Origin of the sequence: Clostridium sp. AF35-15 (assembly GCF_003477745.1) — a bacterium.
Classification (GTDB): Bacteria; Bacillota; Clostridia; order Lachnospirales; family Lachnospiraceae; genus Otoolea; species Otoolea fessa.
This window is the reverse complement of sequence record NZ_QUDY01000001.1, coordinates 131,760-147,681: the sequence shown is the minus strand read 5'-3', so window position 1 is coordinate 147,681 and position 15,922 is coordinate 131,760. Positions and strand designations below refer to the sequence as shown.

At 50.5% G+C, this 15,922-nt stretch carries 16 protein-coding genes; 14 read left to right on the top strand and 2 right to left on the bottom strand.

Annotated features, from left to right (window positions below):
* Positions 1–101: 101 nt before the first annotated feature.
* From DWZ76_RS00620 to DWZ76_RS00555, 14 genes are all read left to right on the top strand, one after another.
* Entirely contained in the window at positions 102–1,193 is a 1,092-nt protein-coding gene (locus DWZ76_RS00620) for an aminotransferase class V-fold PLP-dependent enzyme (RefSeq protein ID WP_118471450.1), read from the top strand.
* A complete protein-coding gene (locus tag DWZ76_RS00615) occupies positions 1,190–1,909 on the top strand; it encodes a phosphocholine cytidylyltransferase family protein (RefSeq protein ID WP_118469213.1) in 720 nt (239 codons plus the stop codon). The genes DWZ76_RS00620 and DWZ76_RS00615 overlap by 4 nt, the downstream gene beginning before the upstream one ends.
* 128 nt (positions 1,910–2,037) lie before the next feature.
* A complete protein-coding gene (locus tag DWZ76_RS00610; protein ID WP_118471448.1) occupies positions 2,038–4,098 on the top strand; it encodes a DUF2142 domain-containing protein in 2,061 nt (686 codons plus the stop codon).
* A 54-nt stretch (positions 4,099–4,152) separates the two neighbouring features.
* Complete coding sequence (locus DWZ76_RS00605; RefSeq protein WP_118471446.1) at positions 4,153–4,971, top strand: glycosyltransferase family A protein; 819 nt, start codon at positions 4,153–4,155, stop codon at positions 4,969–4,971.
* Complete coding sequence (locus DWZ76_RS00600) at positions 4,968–5,918, top strand: glycosyltransferase (protein WP_118471444.1); 951 nt, start codon at positions 4,968–4,970, stop codon at positions 5,916–5,918. The genes DWZ76_RS00605 and DWZ76_RS00600 overlap by 4 nt, the downstream gene beginning before the upstream one ends.
* Positions 5,908–6,645 (top strand): glycosyltransferase family 2 protein, encoded by a 738-nt coding sequence (locus DWZ76_RS00595; protein ID WP_118471442.1) that lies wholly within the window; start codon positions 5,908–5,910, stop codon positions 6,643–6,645. The genes DWZ76_RS00600 and DWZ76_RS00595 overlap by 11 nt, the downstream gene beginning before the upstream one ends.
* Before the next feature lie 4 nt (positions 6,646–6,649).
* Positions 6,650–7,033 carry a DUF2304 domain-containing protein gene (locus tag DWZ76_RS00590; RefSeq protein ID WP_022360047.1) on the top strand — a complete coding sequence of 128 codons (384 nt, stop codon included), beginning with the start codon at positions 6,650–6,652 and terminating at the stop codon, positions 7,031–7,033.
* A 90-nt stretch (positions 7,034–7,123) separates the two neighbouring features.
* Positions 7,124–7,678 carry a dTDP-4-dehydrorhamnose 3,5-epimerase gene (rfbC, locus tag DWZ76_RS00585; RefSeq protein WP_022360048.1) on the top strand — a complete coding sequence of 185 codons (555 nt, stop codon included), beginning with the start codon at positions 7,124–7,126 and terminating at the stop codon, positions 7,676–7,678.
* 18 nt (positions 7,679–7,696) lie between these two features.
* Positions 7,697–8,512 carry an ABC transporter permease gene (locus DWZ76_RS00580; protein ID WP_022360049.1) on the top strand — a complete coding sequence of 272 codons (816 nt, stop codon included), beginning with the start codon at positions 7,697–7,699 and terminating at the stop codon, positions 8,510–8,512.
* 137 nt (positions 8,513–8,649) lie between these two features.
* Positions 8,650–10,056: an MBOAT family O-acyltransferase gene (locus DWZ76_RS00575; protein ID WP_118469204.1), complete on the top strand. Its 1,407-nt coding sequence runs from the start codon at positions 8,650–8,652 to the stop codon at positions 10,054–10,056.
* Between the two features lie 116 nt (positions 10,057–10,172).
* Positions 10,173–11,309 carry a hypothetical protein gene (locus DWZ76_RS00570; protein ID WP_181357195.1) on the top strand — a complete coding sequence of 379 codons (1,137 nt, stop codon included), beginning with the start codon at positions 10,173–10,175 and terminating at the stop codon, positions 11,307–11,309.
* Positions 11,310–11,673: 364 nt separating this feature from the next.
* Complete coding sequence (locus tag DWZ76_RS00565) at positions 11,674–12,804, top strand: type II toxin-antitoxin system HipA family toxin (RefSeq protein WP_107000706.1); 1,131 nt, start codon at positions 11,674–11,676, stop codon at positions 12,802–12,804.
* 17 nt (positions 12,805–12,821) lie between these two features.
* Positions 12,822–13,100 carry a helix-turn-helix transcriptional regulator gene (locus tag DWZ76_RS00560; protein ID WP_107000705.1) on the top strand — a complete coding sequence of 93 codons (279 nt, stop codon included), beginning with the start codon at positions 12,822–12,824 and terminating at the stop codon, positions 13,098–13,100.
* Positions 13,101–13,536: 436 nt separating this feature from the next.
* On the top strand, positions 13,537–13,743 hold the full coding sequence (locus DWZ76_RS00555; protein ID WP_107000704.1) for a hypothetical protein: 207 nt from the start codon (positions 13,537–13,539) through the stop codon (positions 13,741–13,743).
* Between the two features lie 154 nt (positions 13,744–13,897).
* Here DWZ76_RS00555 and trpA read toward each other — a convergent pair whose 3' ends face one another.
* Both trpA and trpB read right to left on the bottom strand, forming a co-directional pair.
* A complete protein-coding gene (trpA, locus tag DWZ76_RS00550) occupies positions 13,898–14,668 on the bottom strand; it encodes a tryptophan synthase subunit alpha (RefSeq protein ID WP_182426202.1) in 771 nt (256 codons plus the stop codon).
* The gene (trpB, locus tag DWZ76_RS00545) at positions 14,661–15,845 is read right to left on the bottom strand and encodes a tryptophan synthase subunit beta (RefSeq protein ID WP_118293635.1); all 1,185 of its coding nucleotides are present in this window, start codon (positions 15,843–15,845) and stop codon (positions 14,661–14,663) included. Before trpB ends, trpA begins: the two co-directional genes overlap by 8 nt.
* Positions 15,846–15,922: the final 77 nt, after the last annotated feature.

Genomic DNA, 15,922 nt, shown 5'->3' with positions numbered 1-15,922 from the left:
CGTACGCCTCAGAAATTTGGGCACAACTGACAAAAAATCATCTCACAAAATCGAGCACAGAAAGATTTCGAGAGTACATTAGATAGATTTGGAGGAAATGTATGATTAATTTTGCGGTAGGACCGGTTCAGATGGACGAGGAAATCCGGGCGATCGGGGCGGAAGAAGTACCATATTTCCGCACACCGGAATTTTCTGCAATTATGAAGGAAAATGAGCGCCTGATGAAGCAGTTCACGGGGGCGCCTGAGGATGCGCGGGCGGTTTTCCTGACAGGTTCGGGCACGGCGGCGATGGAAGCGGCAGTCATGAACCTTTTTACAGAGCGCGACCGCGTGCTGGTCGTAAACGGCGGCAGTTTTGGCGCGCGGTTTGCGAAAATTTGTGAGATCCATGAAGTTCCTCATGAGGAGATCCAGCTGGAGAGCGGACGGGCGCTTCGGGCAGAAGACCTGGCACCGTATGAGGGAAAAGGATTTACCGGATTTTTAGTCAATGTCCATGAGACTTCCACGGGCGTTCTCTATGATATGGAGCTGATTTCGGACTTTTGCAGACGAAACCAGCTGATTCTGGCGGTTGACGCGGTCAGCTCGTTTCTTGCCGATCCATTTTGGATGGGAAAATGGGGCGTTGATCTGGTGCTGACCGGTTCTCAGAAAGCGCTGGCACTTCCGCCGGGACTCTCGATTCTGGTGCTGGGGGCGCGTGCGATCGCGAGAGTGCAGGAGACGGCGGTCCGCTCGATGTATTTTGATCTGCGCGACTATCTGAAAAATGGCGAGCGGGGGCAGACACCGTTTACACCAGCGGTAGGAGTGCTTTTACAGCTTCATAAACGGCTGACAATGATCGAGGAAAAAGGGCTTGCGACAGAACAGGCGCGGATCCGCTGTCAAGCGGAAGATTTCCGAAGCAAAATTAAAGATCTGCCGTTTGAGATTGTTTCCAATTCTCTCTCGGCTGCATTGACACCGCTTCACCCGACGGGTGTGGATAAAGATGGAAAACCGGTCTCGGCGCATCGGATTTTTGAGATTTTGAAGGATGAATACGGCATCTGGATCTGCCCGAACGGCGGCGCGCTTGCCGACACGGTGTTCCGCGTCGGTCATATCGGCGCATTGACGTCAGAAGACAATGACAGCCTGATTGCGGCGTGGAAAGATATGCAAAGGAGGGGGCTTCTGTGAAAGTATTGATTCTGGCAGCGGGACGGGGAACCCGGATCTCGCGTTATCTGTCGGGAAAACCAAAATGTACGGTGGATATCGGCGGCGGACAGTGCCTGATCGAGTACACGATCGACCTGCTTCATTCCCGGGGTATCCAGGACATCGGTATCGTGCTGGGCTATGAGGCGCAGGTGATCCGCGAGGTTTTGGCAGATAAGGGAGTATCCTTTTTTTACAACCCGTTTTACGATGTGACAAACAGCATTGCGTCTGCATGGTTTGCGAAGGAGTTCTTGATGGGGGACGATCTGCTGATCATGAACGGTGACGTATACCTGGAGGAAAAATTGCTTGACCGGATCCTCGCGCAGGGCAGGAGCCCGGTGATGTTTGCGGACGAGAGCCGACGGGAGACAGCGGATTATAAGTTCTTCTATGAAGATGGAATTTTGAAAAAATATGGAAAAGAGCTGACCGGGGATGATGTGACGGGCGAGTACATCGGAATCGGACGGTTTTCAGCGGCATTTATGCCGGAATTTATCTGCCGGATGGAGGAGATGATCGACCGCCAGGAGCACGGCGTCTGGTGGGAAAATGTTGTTTACAGCATGACCGGGCAGCAGCCGGTCTATGTCGAGGACGTCAGCGGGCATTTCTGGGCGGAGGTTGATTATATTGAGGATTATGAGCGCATCCTGGAACATAGAGGTGTGGAGAAGATAGTGCGCTAGAGCGCTTGATTTGAAAGACAAAACACGGTTCACGGGTAGGCGCTTTTGGAACCGAAAGTGCCGTAAGAAAACGTGGTGGCAGCAGAAATTTACCGAATTTAAACGGGAAAAATAAGGGAGAAGTACAGATGCAGTTTAACAGGCATTTTATCAATCGAATAGAGAAAAAAGATGTGCTGCGGCTGCTTCTGGCGCTTGTGGCAGTCTTTGTGATCGGTGTTCTGGGCGAGTTTGTCTGCAATTTCCCGGCGCTCCGGGCAAATGGATGGACGCGGCAGGCGACGCGGACGATCGCTCTGGACGAGGTGCAGGTGAGCGGATTTGAGCGGGTAGAGACAGAAAAGAACGGTTTGGGTGAAATCACCGGAGATCCGGGGCAAATCATTGGAGAGAATAGGCGGCAGGTGGAAAATACAGAGGTGCTGCAGCTTTCGGATGCAAGCGGTTATCTTCACATTCCACTGGACGGTAGCTATGTCAGCCAGTTTCTCTACCACTATGATTACGATGGTCTGTTAAATGCCACCGTCCGCCTCGGTTACCGCAACATCTACGGCGAGCAGCGGGAGCACGACGCAAAGATGGTCATGGACCGCAACTGCCGGGTGCTGAAATTTTCTTCGGTTCCGGTGAATGGGAAGCTGGACTACGTGGATCTTCTGATTACGCGGGAGGATCTAGACGAAGAAGGGATTTCCTACATGAATTTTGGCGGGATGCCGCTTGCACTGACCGGGTTTGCGACGGTGGCGCGGGCAGGTATCAACTGGTACCGGCTGGGACTTTTCTGGTGTGCGGCGGCGGTTTTGATCGCACTTCTCTGTTTCCGGGATTTCGTGGCAAAGCGCATCGAGGTTGGATTTCTGCTGATCTCCCTGACGTTTGGAACAATATTTTCACTGTCGCTCCCGGCAAATAAGGTGAGCTGGGATGAGGAAGTGCATTTCGCGCAGGCATTCTGGATGGCAAATTACCGGACGCCGGTGCAGGCGGAACCGGCGCTTTTACAGGAGTTTACGACGGGCGTAGATACCTGGCCGTACAATCAGCCGGAGAGTCGGGACGAGCAGGCGGCGCTCACTTCGTATCTGAATCAGAATGCGGGTTACCGGCACGGTGAACATCTCTGGAGTACGGATCTCAACAAAACGACGATGACCGGATATGTGGGTTCGGCGCTGGCGCTGAAAGCGGGAGGGCTGCTTCATATCCCATTTGGAATCCTGTATAAGCTGGGGAGGCTGGGAAATCTCTATGTCTATGCGGCAGTTTTGTATTTTGCCATCAAAAAGACACCGGTCGGCAAGGCGATCCTGGCATTTCTGGCGCTGATGCCCGAGCCGATGATGCTGGCGGGGGCATATTCCTATGACCCGACCGTCACGGCATTTTTGTGGCTGTCTTTCGCGGGCATTCTGGAAGCGGCGCTTGGCGGGCGGAAAATGGACTGGAAAGCGTATGCGCTTATCGTGCTTACCTTTGTCTGGGGCTGCCGCGTCAAGGCGGTATATGCGCCGCTAATTCTTCTGGGACTGATGATTCCGGCAGAAAAGTTCCGTTCTAAACGGGAAATGTACCTGATGAAGGGTGGATTTATCGTGATCTGCGGTCTGATGATGTTATCCTTCATCCTGCCGGTTCTGATCGCGCCGCGCGATATCGGGGATACGAGAGGTGACAGCACCAGCGAGAAAGGGCAGATGGCGTACATTCTGGGACAGCCGCTTGCCTACGCGTGGGTGCTGATCTGCAACCTGTTCCGGACGCTTCCGTCCTATGTGCTGGGCGAAAATTCCCTGGGACTTCTGGGACACACGGGAACGATGTCATTTCCGTGGGCGCTGTACGCCGGTTCGGCGGCCGTTATCCTCACAGCCGGGCAGCCATCTTGTGGAAAACGTCTGTCAAAAAAACAGAAGCTGTGGATATTTATACTCTGCGCGGGAACGGCAGTGCTGGTCTGGACTTCGATGTACATTGCATTCACCAGACCGGGTAATACCTATATCGACGGCGTACAGGGGCGCTATTACCTGCCATTTCTGCCGCTTGTCTGGCTGGTTTTAAACCCGGATCGGGTAATGGTGCGGATAGAGAATAAAAATTATCATGCGCTGGTGTTGGGAGCGGCGGCGCTGATTCTGGCGGCGACGGTTTATCTGGATATCTGGATGAGGTTCTGTCAGTAAGAGCGATATAAGCCGGAACCACGGCATGAAAAACGGGAGAGAAAGGGAAACGAGATGCAGCAGGAAATCATTCATACATTTGCGGTCTGTGCATACAAGGATTCGCCGTATCTGGAAGAATGTCTGCGTTCGGTGACGAGCCAGACGGTCAAATCGGAGGTGATCTGCTGTACCTCGACGCCGAGCAGCTATATCCGGGAGCTGACAGCGCGGTATCAGGTGCCGCTCTATGTGCGGGACGGGGCGAGCAATATCCGTGAGGACTGGATGTTTGCCTATGGAAAAGCGCAGGGGCGTTTTGTCACGATCGCGCATCAGGACGACCGATACCGCAGCGATTATGCCGAAAAGCTTTTAAAAGCATGGAAGAAATATCCGGATCTGCTGCTGTTTGCGAGCGATTATCTCACGATCCGCATGACGGAGAAAGAGGGGGAAATGAAAGCCATTCCGGAGCCATTTAACATGGTCTGGCTGGTAAAAAAGATACTGCGCCTGCCGCTGCGTTTCCATTTTCTGGCGGACCGCACCTGGATCAAGCGGAGCAGTGTCTGGTTTGGCAATTCGATCTGCTGTCCGTCCTGCACGTACAATAAAGAACAGATTGGGGACGATATGTTCCATTCGGAGTATGATTTTGCGCTGGACTGGGACAACCTTTACGAGCTGGCGGGCAAAAAAGGGCGTTTTATCTGTTCAGAAAAACCGCTGATTGCCTACCGCGTCCATGCGGCGGCGACGACGAAAGCCTGCATTGAGGACAACCGGCGCCCGGCGGATGAGATGGCGATGTTCCGGAAAATGTGGCCAGACTGGATGGTAAAGATTCTGATGCATTTTTACAGAAAAGCCTATAAGGAGTACGAAAAATGAGAAAAGCCGATGTGATTATACCTACGTTCAAACCGGGGGATAAGCTGGAAAAACTTCTGTGGCGGCTGTTGGAACAGAGTGTGCCGGTGGGCCGTGTGATCATCATGAATACGGAAGAAAAGTACTGGGATGCTGAGCGGTTTGAGTCCTTATTTGAGGGGGGAGATACGAAGCTGACCGTGTGCCATATCCGCCAGTCGGAATTTGACCATGGAAGGACGCGCCATGAGGGAATTTTGAAATCAGATGCGGATGTCTGCATCTGCATGACGCACGACTGCGTGCCGTATGACCGGAATCTGGTGAAAGAGCTTCTGGAGGCGCTGGATGCTTCGGAACGTGTGGCGGCAGCATATGCGAGACAGCTTCCGGCGGCGGACTGCGGTGTGATTGAACGGTATACGAGGGACTTTAATTATCCGGCGGTGAGCCGTCTGAAAGGCAAAGAGGACGAGGACGAGCTGGGAATCAAGACGTATTTCTGTTCCAATGTCTGCGCGGCATACCGGCGGGATATTTACCTGAAGCTTGGCGGATTTACGAAGAAAACCATTTTCAACGAGGATATGATTTTTGCCGGACACGCGGTGGAAGCCGGGTATCAGATTGCCTACGCGGCGGACGCGCAGGTCATCCATTCCCACAATTATACGGCGATGCAGCAGCTGCACCGGAATTTCGACCTCGGCGTATCGCAGGCGGATCACCCCGAGGTGTTTGGGCGCCTTCATTCGGAGGGCGAGGGAATCCGTCTGGTGAAGAAAACAGCGAAATGGCTGGTGGAAAATGGCCATGTGCTTCTTCTGCCGCAGCTTGTGATGGCGAGCGGAAGCAAATATGCCGGGTACTGGCTGGGAAAGCATTATAAAAAGCTGCCGGAGGGGCTGATTCGAAGCCTGACGATGAATCCGGCATACTGGGAAGGAGAAGCGGGCGATGGAAGATAAGGCGTTATTGTCCACAGAAGAAGCTTCTGGGGCGGAAAAAGCCGAACTTTTAATAGTCATACCGGCGTACAACGAAGCCGAAAATATAGAGCGGGTTGTGAACCATCTGACTGCCAATTTTCCGCAGTATGATTATGTGGTCGTCAATGACGGATCGCGCGATGAGACGGCGGCGATCTGCCAGAGAAATGGATATAATCTGTTGAATCTTCCGGTCAATCTGGGACTGGCGGGGGCATTTCAGGCGGGACTTAAATATGCCGACAAGTACGGATATCAATATGCAGTCCAGCTCGATGGAGACGGACAGCACCGTCCGGAGTATCTGGAATCCATGATCAAGAAAATGGAAGAAGGTTACGATATCGTCATCGGTTCCCGATTTGTCGGGGAGAAAAAGCCATTTACGATGCGGATGCTTGGAAGTAATCTGATCGAGATGGCGATCCGCTTCACAACTGGTGTCAATATCAAGGATCCGACCTCGGGAATGCGGATGTTCAGCAAGCGCATGATCCACGAATTTGCATCGGGGCTTAACTACGGTCCGGAGCCGGACACCGTTTCCTACCTGATCCGCCAGGGCGCGCGGGTGGCGGAGGTGCCGGTCATCATGGATGAACGGATTCTGGGAGTCAGTTACCTGACACCGGTCAATGCGATGCGGTATATGCTTAAAATGCTGATTTCGATTCTGTTAATCCAGAATTTCAGAAAGAGGAGGTAGCGCCATGACGCCAACACTCAGAGTTGTCCTGATCGTCGTGTCGATCCTGACAACCTTTATGATTATGCGGAAGATCCGGCAGTCAAAACTCCAGATCGAGGATTCGATTTTCTGGCTGGGATTCTCGTCCATTCTCATTGTGTTCAGTATCTTTCCGGGGCTGCCGGATCTTTTGGCGGAGCTGGCGGGAACGTACACGACTGCCAATTTTATCTATCTGGCGGTTATTTTCCTCCTGATTGTGAAAATGTTCCATATGTCGATCAAACAGTCGCAGCTGGAGACGAAGATCAAGGATCTGGCGCAGAAGATTGCGCTGGATGAAAATGAGCGGGGGAAAGAGGCACAAACATCTGTAAAAAAGGTTGTCAGCCAGAAAAACGAATGATATAGTTAAAGATGGCACAGTCGAAAAGGGTGATGCCAGTTACGTATTGAAAAATGAATTGAAATACCTGCATAAGAAGGAGATAGAAAAATGGGAAAGATTAAAGTAACACCATGTGACATCAAGGGACTTTATGTAATTGAACCGACTGTTTTCAAGGACGAGCGCGGTTATTTTATGGAGACATACAATCAGAACGATTTCCATGAGGCGGGACTCGACATGGTATTTGTACAGGACAACCAGTCCATGTCTGTCAAGGGCGTTCTGCGCGGACTTCATTACCAGAAACAGTATCCGCAGGGCAAGCTGGTGCGTGCAGTGCGCGGTACCGTATTTGATGTGGCGGTAGACCTTCGTACTGGTTCTGAGACCTACGGAAAATGGTTTGGCGTGGTTCTTTCCGCGGAGAACAAGAAGCAGTTCTACATTCCGGAAGGATTTGCACACGGCTTCTTGGTACTGTCCGATGAGGCAGAATTTGCATACAAATGTACCGATTTTTATCATCCTGGCGATGAGGGCGGTATGGCATGGAACGATCCGGAGATTGGCGTTGAGTGGCCGATCGAGGAAGGCATGGAGTTGATTATTTCGGAGAAAGACCAGAAATGGGGCGGCTTCCGGGATGCATTCAAATTTTAAGAATGGAGTTAGGATAGAATGCGGGAACTGATTTCCCTGTTTCGGGAACTGATAGGAAAAAGAAAATTGGTCACCGAGCTTGCCAAGGCGGATTTCCGCAAGCGCTTTGTCGGCTCATACTTTGGAATTGTCTGGATGTTTATCCAGCCGATGGTTACGATCGCGATCTATGCGTTCATCTTCGGTGAACATGGCATGAAAAATGCGCCGCCGGTTCCGGGGGCGACCTATGTCATCTGGCTGACGCCGGGTATCATCCCGTGGTTTTATTTCAGCGAGATTTTAAATACGGGTACAAACTGCCTGCAGGAGTACCATTATCTGGTTAAAAAGGTAGTATTCCAGGTGGAGATGCTTCCGGTTATCAAGCTTATCTCCTGTTTCCTGGTACATGCCTGCTTCCTGATCATTATGGCGGGGCTGTACCTGATTGACGGGCGTATGCCGTCTGCAACTTGGATTCAGGTGTTATACTATTCCTTTGCGGCGTCGATGCTTGGACTGGCGCTTACCTATTTTACCAGCGCCGTGCAGGTATTCTTTAAAGATATGGCGCAGATCGTCGGCATCTGCCTCCAGTTCGGCATGTGGCTGACCCCGATCATGTACGACGAGGCAATCTTCACCAGCCGCGCATCCTGGCTGGAGTGGGTATTCAAGCTTAACCCATTCTACTACATCGCCGCAGGCTACCGCGACAGCATGCTTACGGGAAGCTGGTTCTTCGAGCGGCCGACGATGACGATTTATTTCTGGGTGGTAACATTTATTTTGATGATAATAGGACTGAAGGTGTTCAAAAAACTTCGTCCCCATTTCTCAGACGTACTGTAGATGGGAAGGGAGCTGCTGTAGATGGTGTTGACGGCTTTTGGATTATCGAGATGCGAACAACGATAATCTGAGAAGCTGCCAGTGCCGCCTCCGGCAGCTCCCTTCTGCGACAACTTATTAATAGGAGTTTACATAAAATGGTTTTCAGCTCAATCATCTTCCTATGGGTTCTTCTCCCCTGCATCCTGCTCCTCTACTACGTGAGCCCCAAACCGTTCAAAAACGGCATCCTGACCGTATTCAGCCTCTTTTTCTATGCCTGGGGCGAACCGCGGTATGTGGTGCTCATGATTTTTTCGGTTCTGCTCAACTACGGTTTCGGGCGTCTGGTGGAGAAATTCGGGAAAAAGAGATGGCTTTTGGCGCTCTGCGTGACGCTCAATCTTCTGATCCTCGGCTATTTTAAATATTACAATTTCCTCGCCGAGGTGCTGAATCCGCTGCTTCGCGGGTTTGATATAGCGCTTCCGGCGATTCAGGTGACGCTGCCGATCGGAATTTCCTTCTATACTTTCCAGGCGCTTTCCTACGTGGTGGATGTGTACCGGGGCGAAAATCAGGCGCAGAAAAATCCGCTCAATATGATGCTTTATATTTCCTTCTTCCCGCAGCTCATAGCGGGACCGATCGTGAAATACCATGACATCGAGGAGCAGATCGAAAACCGGACCGTCACGCTGGAGGGCTTTTCTTACGGCGTGAAACGCTTTATTTTTGGTCTGGGAAAGAAGGTCATCTTGGCAAATACCTTTGCCGAGGTGGTGGACGCAGTCTACGCGTATCAGGCGGCGGATGTGAGCCAGGCGATGCTCTGGCTGACGGCGCTTCTCTATATGCTGCAGATTTATTTCGATTTTTCTGGCTATTCGGACATGGCGATTGGGCTTGGAAAAATGTTTGGTTTTACATTTATTGAAAACTTCCGGCTGCCGTACACAGCGACTTCGATCCAGGATTTCTGGCGGAAATGGCATATTTCCCTCTCCAGCTGGTTTAAAGAGTACGTGTACATTCCGCTCGGCGGAAACAGGAGGGGCACGGCGCGGACGTATGTCAACCTTTGGACGGTCTTTCTGCTGACCGGCATCTGGCACGGAGCGGGCTGGACGTTCATTTTCTGGGGCATTTACCATGGCTTTTTCAACGTGCTGGAGCGCTGTTTTCTGGGAAAATGGCTGAAGCAGGAGAAATTCCGGCCATTGGCGCATATCTATGCGGTGTTTGTCGTGCTGATCGGCTGGATTTTCTTCCGCGCGGACACGATCGGGCAGGCATTTTCCTTTATCCGGTATATGTTTGTGCCGCACAGCGCAGTCGTTTTGATGGAACGCTACATGAACCGGAAACTCTGGATGTTTCTGGCGGCGGCGCTGCTGGCATGCGGTCCGGTGCAGTGGTTCTGGATGAAATGGAAAGGGCGCGTGCTGGCGCAGGATGGATCGGTGACGGTCACAAGCTGGATCGGCTACATGGCGATCCTGTGGTTTTCCATTTTGCTGCTCGTCAACAATACATACAATCCATTTATTTATTTCCGTTTTTAAAAGCGGTGTAGAAAGCATGCTTGCCTGTGCAATGAGAACATAAAAATGAAAGCATGGGCGTCAGGGCGTGAAAGTACAGAAAGATGGATTCATGCAGGGAGAAGAAAACGAGAGATATGAATCGAGAGACAGGGACAAAAATACTTCTGATTGGTTCCTTTGCGGCGAGCCTGGTGCTGCCGACGCTTGTCTATCCGGCGGTCAGGAGCCATCTGGACCAGCAGAATTATGAAAACAGGGAATTGGCATCCTTTCCGGAACTGTCGGCTGCCAATTTTGACAATATTCCAACGGAATTTGAAGCGTATTACAACGACCATGTTCCGTTTAAAAATCTGTTTGTCAAGGCGAAGACAAAGCTGGATCTGGAGCTTTTAAATGAAAGCTCGATTTCGGATGTGACGGTCGGAAAAGAAAACTGGCTGTTTTACACCGTTTCGGAGGACGGTGAGGATGCGCTGGCGGATTATCAGCGGACAAATCTCTATACGGCGGATGAGAAAACAGCGCTGGCGGACGCGATTACCTCGGTAAACGAGAAAATGAAAGAGCGCGGCATCCGGTTTGTGATGTTTGAGGCACCCAACAAGGAAAGTGTCTATGCGGAATATATGCCGGATTCGGTCCGGGTATACGGAAGTGAGTCGCGTCTGGATGCAGCGCTCCCGGAGCTTGCAGCGCAGGGACTTCCGGTATATGACATGAAGCCGGAGCTTCTGAAAGAGGCGGACACGTATCAGCTTTATTACAAATATGATACGCATTGGAACCAGATCGGCTCTTTTATCGGAAGCCAGCAGATTGCACAGACTTTGCTTGGAACCTCGACACCGCTCAGTGCAGTCTCGATTGAGGCGGCAGGACCGGCGTCCGGAGACCTGGCGCGGATGCTTAACATGGCAGCAGAGTACAGCGACGATACCGAATATGTGATTCAGAATTATCTGCCGGAGGTTACGGCTACGACGGTGGATATGAACGAGGACAATAGCTTTGCAGTGTTTGAGTCGGATTCGCCGAATGATAAAACACTTCTGGTGGTAGGCGATTCCTTTAGCCAGAACCTTAAATATTTTATGCCGAAGCTGTACCGGAAAACGGTGTTTGCGACCTTTGACACGTACACGGAGGCGCTTCTGGATGAATACCAGCCGGATGATTTTGTCTATCTGACGGTCGAGCGCAACCAGGAGCTGTTTGAGGATGTGGAGACGGTTGTCTGGCGGGATGAGGTGCCGGAGAAGGACGGGTAATGTGCCGGATGTCCGGGCAGAATGGGGATGCAAAGTTTTTTTAAAACTAAATAAAAAGAATCACTCGTAAAGTGCTAGTTCGGGTGATTCTTTTTTTATGCCTCTTGATTCCATATTTTGTTGCGCGAGGGTTATTATAAAAAAATGGAAGAGGATATAAAGAGGGAAATTTTGAAAAGCGAAGGTAGAAGGCTTGAAAATCAGGGGTGGATAGATTAAAATAAATGGATAATATATTATACAAAACAAATAAAATATAGCATTAATAGATAATATATTATCCGTGATTTAAATGGAAAAAATTAAAATAGAATTTCCCCAAAGTTTGTGTTTATGGGATAATAAAGGAGAAAGGATAGGGCGGATGGAGACAGGAAAGAAACTTCAGGTTATGTATGAAGACAGACTGGTAGGAACTCTTGCATTAACAGCGAATCACAAGGTGGCATTTGAGTATGATGATGCATGGCTGGAAGAGGGATTTTCGATCAGTCCGTTTTCACTGCCTTTGAAAAAGCAGGTGTTTATTCCAAATAAGGATTATTTTGAAGGTTTGTTTGGGGTGTTTGCGGATAGCCTGCCAGATGCGTGGGGGCGCCTGCTTTTGCGGCGTCTTTTGCTGGCGCATAAGCAGCAGCCAGACGATTGGACAGTGTTAGACCGGCTGGCGGTTGTGGGAAGATCTGGGATGGGGGCGTTGACCTATCGTCCGCAGCGGGAACTTTCGGTTGAGGAGAAAAATGATAATCTGGACGAACTTGCGGAGGCCTGCCAGAAAATATTAAATACCGAATACTCGGACAAACTGGATGAACTGTACCGGCTGGGCGGTACAAGCGGAGGTGCGCGCCCGAAAATCATGACGCAGATTCAGGGAGAGGACTGGCTGATTAAATTTCCGGCACATATAGATGGAAAAGATGCAGGGAAGATGGAGTATGACTATGCGTGCTGTGCAAAACAGTGCGGAATTGTCATGAGTGAATCGAGATTGTTTCCCTCAAGGCGATGCAAAGGATATTTTGGAACCAGACGATTTGATCGGGAAATAGAAAATGGGATGGTAAAGCGGGTTCATATGCTGACGGCAGCGGCGTTATTAGAACTGGATTTTGAACAGCCAAGTCTGGATTACCATCAATTGATGAAATTAACGAAAATATTGACGAACGGGAAGGCAGAAGATATAGAAAACATGTTCCGCCGTATGTGTTTTAATGTGTTTGCCCACAACCGGGATGATCATTCAAAGAATTTTACTTATATATATCGGGAGGAGGAAGAGCAATGGCGCCTGGGACCAGCGTATGATCTGACGTACAGCAACACATATTATGGGGAACATACGACCAGCGTAGATGGCAATGGACGAAATCCGGGTGAGAAGGAGCTGCTTGCAGTTGGGCTTGCAGCCGGAATGAAAAAAACGAGATGCATGGAAATGATAAAACAGATTCGTACATGTGTGCAGGACATGTTAGGTCATTATCTTTAGAGAGGCAGGAGAGCAATATGGAAGCACTTATCTGGGAAACTGCAGATGAACTGGATCAGAAACTGGCATCACGGCTGCGTAACATCCGGAAACGCCGCGCTATTTCACAGCAGAGACTGGCGGACATGAGTGGGGTGAGTTATGGCTCAATTAAGCGATTTGAGGCGACGGGGCAGATTTCCCTTTTGTCACTCACAAAAATCGCGATGGCACTGGATTTGGCGGAAGAGCTGCGGGGGCTTTTTACGCGGGTTCCGTACAAAAATATTGAGGAGGTAATCCGCGAATCCCGTTAAGCCACCGTTCACGCATTGTGTAGGCAGCACCCATCCGCGTAGCCCTGCCAGAACCGTTCGCAGGCGACCGCGCGAGACGCCTGAATGAGCCAAGGTACATTCTTTTTTAGGCGGGATGCACAAATCCGCAAATCGCCGCCGGACGTTTTTGTTTATATTTCAAGTATGGCTGTTTTTGTAACTTTTGTACATAGTCAGGGCGTCAAAATTGGTACTTATTACATATATTAACTTATGTTTATATAATTGCAAATGACTTATAAGTTTATACCACTTCCGGGGATGGTACTTTTTGTTTGACAGTGTTATATTATTGCCATCGAAAGAAACAAGAGATTTTCACAGACGGATATCGTAATAGTATCATAAGAATATTGCAATGGATTTCCGCCTATCATATGAAAAAATATAATTTTATTTGATGGAGGTAATTATCATGATGAAAGCAACAAGAACATTCAATAACGGTTTATATCAGGAGAATTTATATCAGGCATATTACAACACACCAGCAGAAAAGCATGTAGTTTCCGAGTCCTTAGAGCAGGAAGCAATGCCGGTACTGGTACATCGTTTAGCTGCGCAGTTAGGTTATACCGAGTCTGAGGCAGAAGTAGAAAAAGAGTTTCTGTGCGAAATGTAATGGATAATCTGCTCGCAAGCTTATAACCATCCGGCAGAACTGGATGAGTTACCACCAACCTAAAGCATTTACGACAGAACAAGGCTTCTGAAGCCAGAAAAAGAAAACCGTCTGAGAAAGAATGAAAGATTCTTTTACAGACGGTTTTCTTTTTTTACCGAATCGCGTCTTTCATGGATTTCACGTATTCTGCCACATACGGCACACAGTCTTTTCCATACTGCCCACAGAGCTTCACAATCGCGCTTCCAACGATGACACCGTCGCATTTTTCTGCCATTCTGGCAGCCTGCTCAGGGGTGGAGATGCCAAAGCCGACGGCACACGGGATATCGCTTTCTTCTTTTACCAGATTTACCATCGCGCCGATATCGGTCGTGATCTCACTCCGGACGCCGGTGACACCGAGGGAGGAGACGCAGTAGACGAAGCCGTTTGCCTCCTTTGCAATCATGCGGATGCGGTCATGGGAGGTCGGGGCGATGAGGGAGACGAGATCCAGCCCGTACTTCTGGCATACGGTGTCAAATTCCTCTTTTTCCTCAAATGGAACATCCGGGAGAATGAGCCCGTCCATGCCGAGGTCGGCAGCGCGTTTGATGAAGCGCTCGGTGCCGTAGGAAAATACGACGTTGGCGTAGGTCATGAACACCATTGGAATCTGTGTTTTCTGGCGCAGTCTGGCGACCATATCGAAAATTTTGTCGGTGGTCACGCCGCCGGAAAGGGCGCGCAAGTTTGCACCCTGGATGACCGGTCCCTCGGCGGTCGGGTCGGAAAACGGGATTCCCAGCTCAATCAGATCGGCGCCTGCATGTTCCATGGCAAGAACCAGTTCTTCCGTCGTCTCAAGCGACGGATCGCCGCAGGTTACAAAGGCGATAAATGCCTTTCCGTGTTCAAATGCTTTTTTTATATTACTCATGAAGATCCTCCCCTCTGTAACGCGCGATGGCAGCGCAGTCCTTGTCGCCCCGCCCAGACAGGGTGATCACGATAATCTGGTCTTTTCGCATGGCGGGTGCCAGCTTTCTTGCGTAGGCAACCGCATGGGCACTCTCGATCGCCGGAATAATACCTTCTGTGCGCGACAGGTATTCGAACGCATCGACCGCCTCGTCATCGGTGATTGCGACGTACTGTGCGCGCCCGGTGTCGTAGAGGTGCGCGTGCTCCGGTCCGACGCCCGGATAGTCCAGACCGGCGGAGATGGAGTAAACCGGGGCGATCTGTCCGTACTCATCCTGGCAGAAATACGATTTCATGCCATGGAAAATTCCGAGACGCCCGGTGGCGATGGTTGCTGCCGTTTCAGCGGTATCAATGCCGCGTCCAGCTGCCTCGCAGCCGATCAGTTTGACATCCGGATCGCTGATAAAATTGTAAAAGGTGCCGATCGCGTTGGAACCGCCGCCGACACAGGCAAGAACGGCATCCGGGAGCCGTCCCTCTTTTTCGAGGATCTGCTCCTTGATTTCCTTGGAAATGACTGCCTGGAAATCGCGGACGATCGTCGGGAATGGGTGCGGTCCCATGCAGGAACCGAGGACATAGTGCGTATCATCGATGCGGTTGGTCCATTCGCGCATGGTTTCTGAAACGGCATCCTTTAAGGTGGCGGTTCCAGAAGTAACGGCATGGACTTTCGCGCCAAGAAGCCGCATCCGGTATACATTGAGCGCCTGGCGCTCGGTATCTTCTTTTCCCATGAAAATTTCGCATTCCATCCCCATCAGGGCGGCAGCGGTAGCGGTTGCGACGCCGTGCTGACCGGCTCCGGTCTCGGCGATGACACGTGTTTTTCCCATCCGTTTCGCGAGAAGAACCTGTCCGAGCACGTTGTTGATTTTGTGCGCGCCGGTGTGGTTTAAATCTTCCCGTTTTAGATAAATCTTGGCGCCGCCCAGATCCTCGGTCATGCGCTTCGCAAAATAGAGGCGGGACGGGCGTCCGGCATATTCATTTAAAAGTTCCTGCAATTCCCGGTTAAATTCAGGGTCATTCTTGTAGAGGTTGTAAGCTTCTTCTAATTCGATGACTGCGTTCATCAGGGTTTCCGGTATATACTGACCGCCGTGAACGCCAAATCTTCCTTTTGACATAGATTTTCTCCTTATTTATAAAGTGTTTATTTTATTTAAGACAATTTCATTAAGACAATTTCAGGTTGCAGATATAG